Annotated in this window: 11 protein-coding genes; 7 read left to right on the forward strand and 4 right to left on the reverse strand. The window is 72.6% G+C overall.

All coding sequences use genetic code 11. The features are described 5' to 3' along the window. Positions 1 to 134 precede the first annotated feature (134 nt). Positions 135 to 536: a spore germination protein GerW family protein gene (locus tag AB0J42_RS34540; protein WP_364302102.1), complete on the reverse strand. Its 402-nt coding sequence runs from the start codon at positions 534 to 536 to the stop codon at positions 135 to 137. Here AB0J42_RS34540 and AB0J42_RS34545 point away from each other — a divergent pair. After that, entirely contained in the window at positions 535 to 1,167 is a 633-nt protein-coding gene (locus AB0J42_RS34545; RefSeq protein WP_364302104.1) for a LysE family transporter, read from the forward strand. The two genes, AB0J42_RS34540 and AB0J42_RS34545, sit on opposite strands and share 2 nt — an antisense overlap. 385 nt (positions 1,168 to 1,552) lie before the next feature. Here AB0J42_RS34545 and AB0J42_RS34550 read toward each other — a convergent pair whose 3' ends face one another. Beyond that, entirely contained in the window at positions 1,553 to 2,275 is a 723-nt protein-coding gene (locus tag AB0J42_RS34550; protein ID WP_364302106.1) for a VIT1/CCC1 transporter family protein, read from the reverse strand. A 158-nt stretch (positions 2,276 to 2,433) separates the two neighbouring features. Beyond that, a complete protein-coding gene (locus tag AB0J42_RS34555) occupies positions 2,434 to 3,027 on the reverse strand; it encodes a hypothetical protein (RefSeq protein ID WP_364302108.1) in 594 nt (197 codons plus the stop codon). 310 nt (positions 3,028 to 3,337) lie between these two features. Here AB0J42_RS34555 and AB0J42_RS34560 point away from each other — a divergent pair, with 310 nt between their 5' ends. The 6 genes from AB0J42_RS34560 to AB0J42_RS34585 all read left to right on the forward strand — a co-directional run bounded on the left by AB0J42_RS34560 (position 3,338) and on the right by AB0J42_RS34585 (position 14,575). Further along, entirely contained in the window at positions 3,338 to 5,419 is a 2,082-nt protein-coding gene (locus AB0J42_RS34560) for a hypothetical protein (RefSeq protein ID WP_364302111.1), read from the forward strand. Positions 5,420 to 5,481: 62 nt separating this feature from the next. Beyond that, the gene (locus AB0J42_RS34565; protein ID WP_364302113.1) at positions 5,482 to 8,868 is read left to right on the forward strand and encodes a phosphodiester glycosidase family protein; all 3,387 of its coding nucleotides are present in this window, start codon (positions 5,482 to 5,484) and stop codon (positions 8,866 to 8,868) included. 138 nt (positions 8,869 to 9,006) lie between these two features. Continuing rightward, entirely contained in the window at positions 9,007 to 10,155 is a 1,149-nt protein-coding gene (locus AB0J42_RS34570; RefSeq protein WP_364302115.1) for an amidohydrolase family protein, read from the forward strand. After that, on the forward strand, positions 10,152 to 11,540 hold the full coding sequence (locus AB0J42_RS34575; RefSeq protein ID WP_364302118.1) for a M20 family metallopeptidase: 1,389 nt from the start codon (positions 10,152 to 10,154) through the stop codon (positions 11,538 to 11,540). Before AB0J42_RS34570 ends, AB0J42_RS34575 begins: the two co-directional genes overlap by 4 nt. Before the next feature lie 54 nt (positions 11,541 to 11,594). Next, the gene (locus tag AB0J42_RS34580) at positions 11,595 to 14,411 is read left to right on the forward strand and encodes a glycoside hydrolase family 2 TIM barrel-domain containing protein (protein ID WP_364302120.1); all 2,817 of its coding nucleotides are present in this window, start codon (positions 11,595 to 11,597) and stop codon (positions 14,409 to 14,411) included. After that, positions 14,408 to 14,575, forward strand: a complete 168-nt coding sequence (locus tag AB0J42_RS34585; protein WP_364302122.1) for a hypothetical protein — start codon at positions 14,408 to 14,410, stop codon at positions 14,573 to 14,575. The genes AB0J42_RS34580 and AB0J42_RS34585 overlap by 4 nt, the downstream gene beginning before the upstream one ends. A gap of 6 nt (positions 14,576 to 14,581) precedes the next feature. Here AB0J42_RS34585 and AB0J42_RS34590 read toward each other — a convergent pair. Continuing rightward, positions 14,582 to 15,054, reverse strand: a 473-nt coding sequence (locus AB0J42_RS34590) for a hypothetical protein (RefSeq protein WP_364302124.1), incomplete at its 5' end; no start/stop codon positions are given.

A 15,054-nucleotide genomic window follows, 5' to 3' on the forward strand; every position in this document is an offset into this window, starting at 1 on the left:
CGCCGAAGCATCACCCACCCCCAGCTCATCGAATGGCTGCGACAGCGTCCCAGGGTGAGGCGCAGGGGCGGTGGCGGCGGTGCTTGAGGGTGACGTGGAGGGTCAGCGGCGGGGTTTGGCGATGGCGAGAGGTGTCAGCGGCGGCGGCGTTTGAAGATGGCGCGCAGGGTCAGCAGCAGCACCACGGCGACGATCTGGCCGCCGACCACGATGCGGTTGACGTCCACGGCCGGCTGCCACCGCACGTCGCCCTCCTTGACGACGAACACCCCGGCCGGGGCGGCGGCCACGCCGTAGCCGAGGCCGCTGCCGCTGCCCGCCTCGCCCTTCTGGTTCTCGCCCTGCCCGGCGCCGCCGCCTCCTCCGTACGCGATCTTCGCGACGGGGATGACGACCACGTCGCCATGCTGTACGGGGTCGCCGAAGACTCGCTTGACGTTCGCGGAATCCTTGGATTTCTCCGCTATCTCCATGATGTCCATGCCCTTCATGGTGTCCGACAGAGCCCGCCGCCGGGGGAGTAAAGTGATGATCATGTCCTCGTTGGCCCCGCTGGTCGCCTTCGGCGGCGTGGTGATGCTCGGCGCGATGTCGCCGGGTCCCGACTTCGCCGTGGTGGTGCGCCGCTCCGCCGTGTCCGGACGCGGGCAGGGGATGGCGGCCGCCCTCGGCATCGCGGCCGGGGTGTTCGGCTGGGTCGTGGCGGCGGCCACCGGTGTCGCCGCGCTGCTGGCCGCCTCCGCCGTGGCGTTCACCGTGGTCAAGGTGGCGGGCGCCGCCTACCTGGGCTACCTGGGCTACCTCGGCGTCCGGGCGCTCCTGGCGGCGGTGCGCGGCGGCGGCCCGCCCCGGCTGTCCCTGGAGGGCGCTCCCCAAGGCGTGTGGGCGGCTTTCAGCGAGGGGCTGCTCACCAACATCCTCAACCCGAAGGCCGCCCTGTTCTTCGTGGCCCTCGTCCCGCAGTTCCTCGCCCATGGTGCGGGCGCGCTCGGGCTGTCACTGGTCGCCTTGGGCGGGACGGTCCTCTGGTTCGTCGTCGTCGCCAACGTGGTCAGCGCACTGCGCGCCGTCTTCGCCCGCTCCGCGGTCCGTCGTACGCTCGACGCCTTCATGGGCACCGCCCTCATCGCCCTCGGCATCAACCTCGCCACCGCCACCCGCCCCTGACCTAGCGCCCTATCGCGGTCGTTCAGGTCCGCCCGACTCCCACGTCCTTCGGGTCTCCCCGCTTCCCTCGGTTGTTCGGGTCCGTGGGAGTGCTGACGAGCGCCCTGTCGCGGTCGTCTTGGCGGGGGGAGTGGTGACGAGAGTCCCGCTCTCGCGGTCGTTCCGGTGAGGAGGGTGTTGAGGAGCGGTGCTGCCGAGGAGCCCGCTCCCTGGGCCGCTCCGGTCGGGGGAATGCTGTCGAGCGTGCGCCGTACGGTCGTTCTGTCGAGAAGGACGTTGGCGAGCGCCCGCTATCACGGTGTTCCGGTGGTGGGCAAGGTGCTGACGAGCGCCCGCCCTGGCGGACGTTGCGGTCGGCGAGCGCTCGTCGTTACGGGCGTTCCGGTTAGGAGACCGCGACGCCCAGGAGGTTGCCGATGCCGAAGGTGATGGCGGCGGCGCCGACGCCCAGGGCGAGCTGGCGCATGCCGCCGAGCCACCACGGGCGGGCCGTCATCTGGGCCACGGCCGCGCCGAAGCCGAACAGGCCGAGCACGCTGAGCACCAGGGCCACCGTGAGCCCCGAGGCGCCGAACAGGAACGGCACCAGCGGCACCAGCGCGCCGAGGGCGAAGGCGACGAACGACGACGCGGCGGCGAGCATCGGCGAGGGCAGATCGTCCGGGTCGACCCCGAGTTCCTCGCGCACGTGCACCCGGAGCGCCTGCTCCGGGTCGGCCGACAGCCCGGCCGCGACCTGGTCCGCCAGTTCCGGCTCCAGGCCCCGGGAACGGTAGAGCGCGGCCAGCTCGGCGCGCTCGCCTTCCGGGTTGCGGGCCAGCTCGGCACGCTCGACGGCGATCTCGGCACGCATCAGCTCCGTCTGCGACTTGACGGAGGTGTACTCGCCGGCCGCCATCGAGCACGCACCCGCCACCAGTCCAGCGAATCCGGCCACCACGGCGCCCTTGCCGGCTCCCGTGGCACCCACCACACCGGCGATCAGCGCGAAGTTGGAGACGAGCCCGTCCATCGCACCGAACACCGCAGGCCGGAGCCAGCCGCCGGTCACGTCACGGTGGCTGTGGTGCATTTCAGGCGAGGGCGCGTGATCAAGTTCGATGGTCATGAATGCCTCCAATGTGCGTATATGTCCCGACAGTAGGTTTTTGCCGGAACATGGCGCAACGAAGGAAAGGCTTCCCTGACCTGCGGTTTTTCCTCCTATACGAACAGGTGGACGAGTTTTTTAGGGTCTCCTAATCGCCCCTTAAAATGTGACTAATCTCACCCTCGGGAGGCGGTTTCGAGCTGGGCGGCCGGGGCCGTCTCCGGGGTCCGGATCAGCCGGGAGCAGTCGTCGATCGCCGCCGCCAGCAGGTCGCGCAGCATCGAGTCCGGGTCGGGGATGCAGGCCTGCACGATCCCGACCACGGCCAGCTGGATCGCGTTCGGGGCCGCGTACCTCCGGAAGCCCCTCTCGGTGATCTTCGCCGCCCGGCTGAACTTCCGGGCCTGCGCGGCGGCCTGCGGCACCTGGTCCATCGCCTCCCGGCTGCGCGGGCTCATGCTCCCGGGCGGGGCGCCGTCCAGCCTGGTGAGGATCTCCTCGGCGGCGAGCACCGAGACCGCGAGCGCGAGCTGGCGCTCGGCGGCGGCCACGGGCAGCGCGGTGGTCGCGCAGCGGAGCGCGATGTGGGCGTCGACGCGCAGGTCCGTGCTGGTCAGGCCGATGATGGACGGGACCAGGTGGACCAGGCGGGCGCGCGTGTCGTCGGAGACGTTGTCGTTGACGAGCCGGGCGAGCGCCGACAGCAGCGGGTGGGTGCAGGCCGGGTGGTCGCTCCACCGTTCACCGGCCAGATAGGACGCGAATTCCATGAAGCAGGCACCACGTTTGGGATTTCGATGCCTGCCTCGGGACAGAACCGGCATGTGATCAAAGTTGTCCACGGATGCTCCACTTTGCGGTGTATCGCCGTCTTTCCAGTCTGCGCTGACAACTGCCCCAAAGCCAGTGGATAACCATTCCGGCTCGGAAGGGCCCTCGGGATTGATACCCACGGAGGCCCCGGACGCGTGCGTCGCGGAGAAATCGGGCCGGGTCTCGGCGGGTTCCGCGTGTTACGTTGCTCGATGATCTCCGGTTCGCGGGCCTTCGCGGCATTCCTTCTCCTTTATGGAGGCAACGGTGAGATGGGCGTACTTCCTGCTGGTCGCGTCGGCGCTGTGGTGGGTGGCGCCCCCCGCCCTCGCCGCCGCCGACGAGCCCCCGGTCGCGCTCATCGGCGTGCCCGGCCTGCTCTGGGAGGACGTGGACCCGCAGGTGACGCCCCACCTGTGGCGGCTCGCGGGGGAGAGCGACCTGGGATCGGTGTCGGTGAAGGCCGTGGGCACCACCGCCTGCCCGTTCGACGGCTGGCTGTCGGTCTCCGCCGGCGTCCGCTCGGCCGTCGGGCAGCGGTGCGGCCTGCCGCCCGAGCCGGAGCGGACGGGTGAGGGTGCCCGGGTGCCCTGGTTCGAGGGGCTGCGCGCGACCCGCGACGGCACGTACGCGGGCACGCTCGGCTCGGCCGTGCACGCCGCCGGCCACTGCACCGCCGCCGTCGGCCCCGGCGCCGCGCTGGCGCTGGCCGACACCGAAGGCAGGGTGGACGTGTACGCTCCCGAGCCCGCCGCGCTGGCCGACTGGTCGCGCTGCAAGGTGCTGGCCGTGGCCGTGGACGAGCTGATCCGCCCGTACCTCGCGCCGAGCGGCAGGCTGCCCGCCGAGCCGGAGGCGCTCACCCCCGAGCAGCGGCGGGAGGCCGTGCGGGCGGCCGACGCCGAGGTCGGCGCGGTGCTGGCGAAGCTGCCCGCCGGAGCCCAGGTGGTGCTGACCGGCATCGGCGACCACGGGTCGGTGCCGCACCTGCGGGTGGCGATGTGGAAGCGGGCCGAGGCGTCCGGCGCGCTGCTCGGCACCGCCTCGACCCGGCGCGATCACATCGTCATCGTCACCGACACCACGCCGACCGTGCTCACCGCCGCCGGAATCCCGGTGCCGCAGACCGTGATCGGCCTGCCCTGGCAGGCAGGGAAGCGGCTGCCGCTGGAGGAGGCCGTCGCCGAGCTGCGCCGGGACGACATGATGGGCACCGGCATCCGCAACACGACGGGGATGTTCTTCACCGGCTTCGCCGTCGTCACGGTCGCGTTCTACGCGGTCGCCTACTACGTGCTGTCGCGCCGCAGGGACGCCCGCGCCGTCGGCGTGGTCGCGCTCGGCCTGGCCGCCGTGCCCGTCTCGACGTACCTGGTGAACGTGCTGCCGTGGGGGCACGGGCCGTACCCGATCGCGCTGGTCATCGCCGGGGTGGTGGCGATCGCGTCGGCCATCACCGCCCTCGCCGTGCTCGGGCCGTGGCGGCGCAGCCCGGTGGGGCCGCCCGCCGTGGTGGCCGCGATCATCGGCCTGGTCATGGTGGCCGACCTGCTGACCGGCACGAACCTGCAGTTCAACAGCCTCATGGGCTACACGGCCGTGGTCGGCGGGCGCTACTACGGGCTGGCCAACATCCCGTTCGCGTTGCTGGCCACCTCGGTGCTCATGACCACGGCGGTGGCGGCCGACCGGCTGGTCAGGATCGGGCGGCGGCGGGCCGCGGTGGCGGTGGTGGCCGGGCTGGGCGTGGCCGCGATGCTGCTGGCGGGCTGGCCGGGGATCGGCAGCGACTTCGGCGGCGTGATCGCGTTCGTGCCCGGCATCGCGGTGACCGCGCTGCTGGTGGCGGGCAAGCGGGTGTCGGTGCTGCGCTTCCTCGGGTTCTGCGTGCTCGGCGGGGTGACCGTGTCGGCGCTCGCGATCCTCGACTACCTGCGGCCGGCGCCGTCGCAGACCCACCTGGGGCGGTTCGTCGGCATGGTGCTCGACGGCACGTTCATGCCGATGATCCTGCGCAAGCTGGCGGCCATGCTCAACACCATGCTCTCGCCCAACCTCATGCCGATCGTGCTCACCGGCCTGGCGTTCCTGGTCTTCGCGATCCTGCGGCCCGGCAAGATCAGCGCCGGGGTGGTGCCGCTGGCCTTCGAGCGCACGCCCATGCTGAAGGCCGGGCTGATCGGCGCGCTGGTGAGCGGGGTGGTCGGGATGCTGGTCAATGACTCGGGCACCGCCGTGCTCTCGATGGTCGTGGCGGTGGCCGTACCGCTGGTCCTGTACGCGGGGATCAACAGCGGGGACCCGGAGGAGCGCGCGCCCGGCGAGAGTCCGGTGCCCATGAAGATCTGAAATTTTCTTTCAGTTCACCTCAAGGTCTTGAAACTTATGCGCACGAACGATTGCATGCGGTCGTGCAGACCCTCCGTTTACTCGCCGCCGCGGCGCTCGTGCTCACCGCGGCCGCGCCCGCACAGGCAGAACCCGCACCCCCCGCAGAGGACGCGCCCCAGGCGTCGTCCTACCCTCCCCCCTCCACCCTGGTCGCCGCCCAGGCGGCCGGCGACCGCCTCGACACCGCCAAGAAGACCAGGCCGGTCGCCCCCGGCATCACGCTCACCTCGTTCGACCGGCTGGACCCGCTCGGCTGGCTCCGCGCCGACGCGCTCACCGCCGACCTCGGCGGGGGAGCGAGCGCCGACTACGTGTTCTCCGGCGAGGTCTCCAAGACGGAGCCGCTGTCCGGGCCCGCCGGACGCTCCCGCGCCGTCGCCGCCGTCAACGGCGACTTCTTCGACATCAACAACTCCGGCGCCGCCCAGGGCGTCGGCGTCCAGAACGGCGAGCTCATCCAGTCGCCGATCGCCGGCCACGACAACGCGGTGGCGATCAGCGGCGACGGCGTCGGCCGCGTGCTCAAGATGCACTTCGACGGCACCGCCACCCCCGAAGGCGGCACGCCGATCACGCTCACCCAGTTCAACCAGCGCATCCAGGCGGGCGGCGTCGGCCTGTTCACCCCGCTGTGGGGCTCCTACACCCGGGCCCGCGCCGTCGAGGGCGCCACCGCCGTCACCGAGGTCGAACTGCGGGACGGCGTCGTCGCCGCCGTCCGGCAGCAGGCGGGCGAGGGCCCCATCCCGGCCGGGACCACGATCCTGCTCGGCCGCGACGCGGGCGCCGCCGCCCTGGCCGGGCTCCGGGAAGGCGACAAGGTGGACGTCGCGTACCAGCCCAAGGCCTCCGACGGCGGGGACGTCAAGGCCGCGGTCGGCGGGAACTGGGTGCTGGTCAAGGACGGCAAGGCGCAGCACTCCGGCGACCAGGCGGCGCACCCCCGCACCGCGGTCGGCTTCTCCGCCGACGGCCGGAAGATGTACCTGCTCACCGTGGACGGCCGCCAGGCCGACAGCCGCGGCGTCACCCTCGACGAGCTGGCCGGGATGATGGTCGAGCTGGGCGCGGCGAACGCGCTCAACCTCGACGGCGGCGGCTCCTCCACCCTGCTCGCCCGCGAGCCCGGCCAGACCGCCCTGAAGGTCGAGAACAGCCCGTCCGACGGCGGCGAGCGGCACGTCCCCAACGGCCTCGCCCTCTACGCCCCGGAGGGCAGCGGCAAGCTCAAGGGCTTCTGGGTGGAGACCGCCATCGACCCCGCCCGCGCCCCCGGCGCGGCCCCCATCGGCGGCGGGCGTCCCGAGCGGGTCTTCCCCGGGCTCACGCGGCGGCTCACCGCCGCCGGATACGACGAGACGTACGGGCCCGCGTCCGGAGCGCCGATCTGGCGGAGCAAACCGGCCGTCCACGGCGTCGTCAGGAACGGCAGATTCCACGCCCTGGTGCCCGGCACCACGACCGTCACCGCCTCCCGCGGCAAGGCCGAGGGCTCCCTGGAGCTGACCGTGCTCCAGCCGCTCCAGCGCCTCGGCGCGACCAGCGACCGGGCCGGCCTGGGCGGCGCGGGCGACACCGCCACGTTCGGGATCGTCGGCTACGACCGCAACGGCAACACCGCCCCCATCGAGCCCGCGGACCTGACCCTCGACTACGACCGCGCCCTGCTCGACGTCACCGCCGACGAGCACGGCTCCTTCACCGTCAAGGCCAGGAAGGACACCGGCTCCGCGCTGATCACCGCCAAGGTCGGCAAGATCAGCACGGCGCTGCCGGTGACCGTCGGCTTCGAGGACCAGGAGGTCGCCGGCTTCGAGGACGCCGCCTCGTGGACGTTCGCCGCCGCGCGGGCCACCGGCTCTGTCTCGGCCGCGCCCGGCCAGAGCGGCGGCGGGCTCAAGCTCGCGTACGACTTCACCCAGTCGACCGCCACCCGGGCCGCCTACGCGAGCCCGCCGGGACAGCTCGTCATCGAGGGGCAGCCGCAGGCGTTCGGGCTCTGGATCCACTCCACCGGCAAGGGGGAGTGGCCCAGCCTGGAGTTCTACGACGGGCTCGGCCAGTCGCAGATCCTGCGCGGCCCGTACCTGACCTGGACCGGCTGGCGGTACGTCGAGTTCGCGGTGCCGCCGGGCGTCAGCTACCCGCTCACGCTGCGGCGCTTCTACGTGGCCGAGACCAAGGCCGCCGCCTCCTACACCAACGAGATCGTGATCGACGGGCTGGTCGCCAAGGTGCCGCCGTCCGTCGAGGCGCCTGTGCAGGAGAAGGTCACCGATCCCGTGGTCAAGCCGGACGTGGCGGGCATGCCGTGGCGGTTCGCGGTCATGTCGGACGCGCAGTTCGTCGCCCGCGACCCTGACAGCGACCTGGTCGAGGGCGCGCGGCGCACGCTCAGGGAGATCAAGGCCGCCAAGCCGGACTTCCTGGTCGTCAACGGCGACCTGGTGGACGAGGCCTCGCCGGAGGACTTCGCGCTGGCCAAGCGGATCCTCGACGAAGAGCTCGGCGCTGACCTGAAATATCACTACATCCCGGGCAACCATGAGGTGATGGGCGGCGACATCGGCAACTTCAAGGCCGTCTTCGGCGACACGTACACCAGCTTCGACCACAAGGGCACCCGCTTCATCACACTCGACACCTCCCGCCTCAGCCTGCGCGGCGGCGGCTTCGAGCAGATCGGAATGCTCCGCACGAAACTGGACGAGGCCGCCCGCGACCGGTCGATCGGCTCCGTCGCGGTGCTCTTCCACGTGCCGCCGCGCGACCCCACCCCCGGCAAGGGCAGCCAGCTCGGCGACCGCAAGGAAGCCGCGCTGGTGGAGGGCTGGCTCGCCGACTTTCAGCGGGAGACCGGCAAGGGCGCCGCCTTCATCGGCGGGCACGTCGGCACCTTCCACGCCTCCCGGGTGGACGCGGTCCCGTACGTGATCAACGGCAACTCCGCCAAGAACCCGGCCACCCCGCCCGGCGACGGCGGCTTCACCGGCTGGTCCCTGTGGGGCGTCGACCCGGTCACCGCCAAGGAGGCCGAGCACGTGAGGCGCAACTGGTTCGCCGACGCCCCCGACTGGATCGGCGCCCAGCTCCGCCCGCACGTCGACGAGCTGACGCTGACCGCCCCCGCCACCGTCCGGATCGGCGGCCCGGCCGCCGTCACCGCCACCGTCCGGCAGGGCGAGCGCCAGGTGCCCGTCGCCTACCCGGTGTCGGCGCGCTGGTCGGGCTCGCTCAACCTGCACATCGGGCCGCGCGCCCGGGCCCTGCCGTGGCACGTCGCCGCGTTCGACCCGGAGACCGGCACGCTCACCCCGCTCCGCCGGGGCCAGGTGACCCTCGCGGTCACCGTCAACGGCGTCACCCGCCAGGCCACGGTGGCGATCGCCGCCAGAGCCGCGGCCTGACCGGAAGGGGACGGGCACGCCGGATCGTGCCCGTCCCCACGTTCGGCGGCCCCGATCGCGGGCACAGGTCCGGTTTGGGGCCGCTGTTCGCAGAGGGGAAAGACGTGCGCGCAACAGGGACGCCGGACCGGGGGACCGATGTCCGCTGACCTCGACCTGCCGCCGGGGCTCGGCCAGGCCATCCGGGAACTGCCGCTGGTCGACCAGCACGCCCACGGCGTGACCGGCCACGACCTGACCCGCGGCGCGTTCGAGGAGCTGATCACCGAGGCGCGCGGGCCGGTGCCCGACTGGATGACCTCGTTCGACTCCCAGCTCGGCCAGGCCATCCTGCGGCACTGCGCGCCCGTGCTCGGGCTCGAACCGTTCCCCTCGTCCGTGGAGTACCTGGCCCGGCGGGCCCGCCTGGGCGCGGAGGAGGTGAACCGGCGGCTGCTCGGCGCCGCGGGGGCGGGCCACTACCTGATCGAGACCGGCTACCGCGCCGACGAGGTCCTGGGGCCCTCCGCGATGGCCGAGGTGACCGGGGTGCCCGTGGACGAGGTGGTGCGGCTGGAGGCCGTGGCCGAGCGGGTCGCCGCCACGGGCGTGACCGCCGCGGGCTTCGCCGGGCGGTTCGCCGAGGAGCTGGGCGAGCACGCCCGCACCGCCAGGGGGCTGAAGAGCATCGCCGCCTACCGGCACGGGCTCGACCTCGACCCGGAGCCGCCCTCGCCCGCCGAGGTGACCGAGGCCGCCGGGCGCTGGCTCGCCGGCGGTGGCCGCCTGGAGAATCCGGTGCTGCTGCGGCACCTCATCTGGGCCGGGCTGGAGATCGGGCTGCCGCTGCAGTTCCACACCGGGTTCGGCGACCCCGACCTGGATCTGCGCCGCGCCGACCCGCTGCTGCTGCGCGGGCTGATCGAACGGGCCGAGCCATTGGGGGTGCCGCTGGTGCTGCTGCACTGCTATCCGTACCACCGCCAGGCCGGATACCTGGCGCACGCGTACCCGCACGTCTTCCTCGACGTGGGGCTGGCCGTCCACTACAGCGGCGCGCGGAGCGCCGCCGTGGTGGGCGAGAGCCTGGAGGTCGCGCCGTTCGCCAAGATCATGTTCTCGTCGGACGGGTGGGGGCCCGCCGAGCTGCACTTCCTCGGCGCCGAGCTGTGGCGGCGGGCCATGTCCCGGGTGCTCGGCGGATTCGTCTCCGACGGCGAGTGGACGGCCGCCCAGGCCGCCCGGGTGGCGGGCATGATCGGCGCCGTCAACGCCCGCCGCGTCTACGGACTCGGAGATCCCACATGACCTCTCCACACGGCCCCGAACGCGACCACCTGCCGGACCAGCTCCGCGACCATCCCGCCGCCGGTGCTGCTGACGACGTCGCCGACCAGGACTTCGGTGACGAGGGGCGGGATCATCTGCCGGACCAGTGGTTCGAGCAGCGCGAGCGGTGTCCCGACGGCGGCGACGTGCGGCCGGGGCGGCGCGATGTGCTGCTGCGGGAGGCGCTGCGGGCCGAGCTGCCCGCGGCCCGGCGGCTGCGGCGGGAGCTGCACGCCGATCCCCGGGTGTCGGGGGAGGAGGGGCCCACGCTGCAGCGGGTGCTGGAGGCGCTGCCGGACGGCCCGGTCGAGCACGTGGCCGACACCGGCGCGCTGGTCAGGATCGGCGGCCCCGGGCCCGCCGTGGGCGTGCGCGGCGAGCTGGACGCGCTGCCGCTCACCGAGCGCACCGGCGTGCCGTGGGCGGCCGCCAACGACGCCATGCACGCCTGCGGCCACGACGTCCACCTGGCCGCCGTGGTCGCGCTGGCCCGCGCGGTCGCCCGGGTCACCGCCATCCTGGACACCCGCGACAGCCCGCCCGAGGCCGGGTACGAGACCGTCACCGCCCACGAGCGGCCGGTCCCGCTCATGGTCGTGCTGCAGCCGCGCGAGGAGAGCTACCCGTCGGGCGCCGTCGACGTGGTCCGCTCCGGCGCGCTGACCCGCCACGACGTCCGCGCGATGATCGGCGCGCACGTGCAGCCGGTGCTGGACGGCGGGGTGATCGCCTGCACGCCGGGAGCGGTCAACGCCTCCGCCGACGAGTTCCGGGTGACGGTGAAGGGCGTCGGCGGGCACGCCGCCTACCCGCACCTGACCCGGGACCCGGTGGTCGCGATGGCCCAGGTGATCGTGGCCGCCCAGCAGCTCACCAGCCGGATCGCCGACCCGATGGTGCCGACCGTGGTGACCTTCGGCAACGTGCGCGCCGGCACCGCGCCCAACGCCATCCCGGGCGAGTCCGTGGCCCGCGGCACCCTGCGCACCCTGTCACCGTCGTGGCGGGAGAAGCTGCACGCCCACTTCACCGGCCTGGTCGGCGACGTGGCGCGCGCCCACGGATGCGAGGCCGACGTCGAGATCCACCGGGGCGAGCCGGTGCTGGTGAACGACGCCGCGCTCGCCGTAAGGACCGGCGAGCTGCTGCGCGCCAACGGGCGGGCGGTCAGCGACGAGCTGCGCTCGTGCGGCGGCGACGACTTCGCCCAGTACGGGGAGCTGATGCCGTCGCTGATGATGTTCGTCGGGGTCGACACCCGGGCCGGGCTGCACAGCCCCGAGTTCCTGCCCGGCGACGAGACCGTGGACGAGGTGGCCGAGAGCCTGCTGGCCGGCTACCTCGCCGCCGCACCGGGCGTCTGAGCCGCGAAAAACGCCGCTGACGAAAGCAGGCCCAGCATCTAGGCTCGGCAAGCGATGGAATGCGAACGTTTCACCCCCGGTTCCGGCCGTCTCGAACCCCGCGCGGCCCTCAGCTCGGACGCTCCCTCTATCGACCTCAACGGCACCTGGCGGTTCCGCCTGTCTCCGGTGGCGACCGTCCCCGAGGACTTCGCCGGCCCCGGCTACGACGACACGGGGTGGGACGAACTGCAAGTTCCGTCGCACTGGCCGCTGAACGGCCACGGCGCTCCCGCGTACACCAACGTCTCCTACCCTTTCCCGATCGACCCGCCGCACGTGCCGACCGAGAACCCGACCGGCGACTACCGGCGCGCCTTCGACCTGCCGGAGGGCTGGAGCGGCGGCAGGATCCGCTTCGAGGGCGTCGAATCGTACGCGAAGATCTGGCTGAACGGGCACGAGCTGGGCTTCACCACCGGCAGCCGGCTGCCCGCCGAGTTCGACGCCGGGCCGTATCTGAGGCCGGGGCGGAACGTGCTGGCCGTCCGCGTCCACCAGTGGTCGGCCGCCAGCTACCTGGAAGACCAGGACATGTGGTGGCTGCCGGGCATCTTCCGCGACGTGACGCTCACCCGCTCGGCCGCCGACGTGTTCGTCCACGCCTCGTACGAGGAAGGACGCGGGACTCTCGGCTTCGACGGGACGACCGGCACGCTCGATGTGCCCGAGCTGGGCATCAGAGGGCTCCGGCCGGGTGAGCGCGTGAGCGCCGACGTGGAGCCGTGGAGCGCCGACACGCCGCGGCTGTACGAGGCGGTGCTGCGCGCGCCGGGGGAGACCGTCCGGCTGCGCGTCGGCTTCCGCACCGTCTCCATCGAGGACGGCGTGCTGCTCGCCAACGGGCGGCCGCTGCTGCTCAAGGGCGTCAACCGGCACGAGTTCCATCCCGTGCGCGGGCGGGCCGTGACGTACGAGACCATGCGCGAGGACGTGCTGCTGATGAAGCGGCACAACATCAACGCAGTCCGCACCAGCCACTACCCGCCGCACCCGGCCTTCCTCGACCTCTGCGACGAGCTCGGGCTCTGGGTGATCGACGAGTGCGACCTGGAGACGCACGGCTTCTGGCAGGCGGGCTGGCGGCGCAACCCCAGCGACGACCCCCGCTGGGAGGAGGCGTACCTCGACCGGATGCGCCGCATGGTCGAACGCGACAAGAACCACCCCAGCGTCATCATGTGGTCGCTCGGCAACGAGGCCGGCGTCGGCCGCAACCTCGGCGTCATGGCCGAGTGGGCCCGCGAGCGCGACCCGTCCCGGCCCATCCACTACGAGGGCGACCGGTCGTGCGAATACACCGACGTGTACTCCCGCATGTACGCCCCGCACGCCGAGGTCGACGCGATCGGCCGGCGCGCCGAGGACCCGCTGGACGACCCGGAGCTGGACGCGCGGCGGCGCGCGATGCCGTTCCTGCAGTGCGAGTACGCGCACGCGATGGGCAACGGGCCCGGCGGGCTGGCCGACTACCAGGAGCTGTTCGAGCGCTACCCGCGGCTGGCCGGGGGCTTCGTCTGGGAGTGGATCGACCACGGCCTGGCGCATCCGGTCCACGAGTACGCCTACGGCGGCGACTACGGCGAGACGGTGCACGACGGCAACTTCGTCGTCGACGGCCTCCTCTTCCCCGACCGGACGCCGTCGCCCGGGCTGCTCGACCTGAAGAAGGCGTTCGAGCCGGTCGCGTTCTCCTTCTCGGCGGGCTCGGTGACGATCCGGAGCAAGTACGGGTTCCGCGACCTGTCCCACCTGGCCTTCTCCGCCGAGGTGGAGGCGGAGGGCGAGCCGCGGGCGTCGTTCCTGCTGGAGGTGCCCGCCGAGGGCGGTGAGGTGAAGCTGCCCGCGTTCCCGGCCCGGGAGGGCGAGCGCTGGCTCACGATCCGCGCCGTCCTGGCCCGCGACGAGCCCTGGGCGGACGCGGGACACGAGGTGGCTTGGGCCCAGGTCCCGCTCGACACCGACGGCACCCCGCACCAAGGCCCCGAAGACCTCCGTACGCGTCCCCGCCGCGGACTGGACACCCGGGAGCCTGCCCCCGCCGTCTACGGCGAGGAGATCCAGGTCGGCCGGGCGGTGTTCGACCCGGTGACCGGACGCCTCACCCGCCTGTTCGGCCTCGACACCGAAGGTCCCCGGCTGGAGCTGTGGCGGGCGCCGACCGACAACGACCGCTACGGCGGCGCCGAGGCCCGCTGGCGGGCGCTCGGGCTGCACCGCCTCACCCACCGCCTCGACTCCATCGAACGCGGCGACGCCCTCACCGTCCACACCCGGGTCGCCCCGGCCGCCACCGACCTCGGCATCCGCGCCACCTACACCTGGACCGCCGCCGGCGACGCCCTCGACCTCCGGGTCGACCTCGTCCCCGAAGGCGACTGGGCCGAGCCGATCCCGCGCCTCGGCCTCGTCATGGCTCTGCCGGCCACCTCGCAGCGGGTCGTCTGGTACGGGCTGGGACCGGGCGAGGCGTACCCCGACACCGGCCTGGCCACCAGGGTCGCCAGATGGACCAGCACGGTGCCCGCCATGCAGACCCCGTACGTCTACCCGCAGGAGAACGGCCACCGCGCCGCCGTCCGCTGGGCGGAGATCGCGGGCGTCCGGATCAGCGGCGACCCGGTGTTCGGCCTCACCGTCCGCCCCTGGAGCGCCGCCACCCTCGACGCCGCCGCCCACCGCCCCGACCTCGTCCCCGACGGCCGCCTCCACCTCAACCTGGACCTGGCCCAGCACGGCATCGGCACCGCCTCCTGCGGCCCCGGCACCCTGCCGCAGTACGAACTCCACGCCCGCCCGGCCACCTTCCGCCTCCGTTTCGAACCCTCGTGACCCCGCTGGAGCGGGCCCTGGAAACGGTCGTCCTCGACCTGCCGCCCGGGATCAGGGCCCGCCACCGGTTCCACTTCGTCCAGGGATGGGACGGCAACCTCTTCCTCGCCCTGGAGGACGGCAGGTACTGGAGTGGGGGCGGCCTGCACGGCATCCCGGGGTGAGGCGTGCTACGGGTGGGGGACGCTTTCGCGAAGGGCCTTGCGTTCCAGCAGGTCTTTACGGATGCCCAGGATTACCGCGACGGCCAAGAATGCCGCGGCGATGCTCATATAGAGCGGGTAGGGCCAGGAGAACAGGCAGCCGAGATACAGGGTGACGACTCCCAGGAGCGGCCAGGTGAGGAGGCTGAACACGCCGTCCGCGCCGCGGAGGTTCCGGTCTCGAATGCGGTGGAACCCCAGATAGGCCGCTGCCAGGAAACAGGCGGTCGCGCCGATTGAGAAGATGTCGTTTTCCAGCGCGCACGAAGCATTCAGGAAGGCGAATGCGCCTGCCAGCCAGAGTCTTATGGACTTCAACATGTTACGGCAGCCGTAGATTGTTGTGATCATGGTGTTGTCTCGGCGTAGGTATGCCATCGCTGGTGGCAGAGGCGCGCTCGATATTGGTGCCGTCGCCGCCAGATGGACCAGGTCAGACG

It is taken from the genome of Nonomuraea sp. NPDC049649 (genome assembly GCF_040675175.1).
In the GTDB taxonomy this organism is placed as follows: Bacteria; Actinomycetota; Actinomycetes; order Streptosporangiales; family Streptosporangiaceae; genus Nonomuraea.

Bases quoted from the DNA above. Each gene is read 5' to 3' on its own strand.
- AB0J42_RS34545 (WP_364302104.1), top strand. From the start codon at position 535: ATGTCCTCGTTGGCCCCGCTGGTCGCCTTCGGCGGCGTGGTGATGCTC.
- AB0J42_RS34540 (WP_364302102.1), bottom strand. From the start codon at position 536: ATGATCATCACTTTACTCCCCCGGCGGCGGGCTCTGTCGGACACCATG.
- AB0J42_RS34550 (WP_364302106.1), bottom strand. From the start codon at position 2,275: ATGACCATCGAACTTGATCACGCGCCCTCGCCTGAAATGCACCACAGC.
- AB0J42_RS34555 (WP_364302108.1), bottom strand. From the start codon at position 3,027: ATGGAATTCGCGTCCTATCTGGCCGGTGAACGGTGGAGCGACCACCCG.
- AB0J42_RS34570 (WP_364302115.1), top strand. From the start codon at position 9,007: ATGTCCGCTGACCTCGACCTGCCGCCGGGGCTCGGCCAGGCCATCCGG.
- AB0J42_RS34575 (WP_364302118.1), top strand. From the start codon at position 10,152: ATGACCTCTCCACACGGCCCCGAACGCGACCACCTGCCGGACCAGCTC.
- AB0J42_RS34580 (WP_364302120.1), top strand. From the start codon at position 11,595: ATGGAATGCGAACGTTTCACCCCCGGTTCCGGCCGTCTCGAACCCCGC.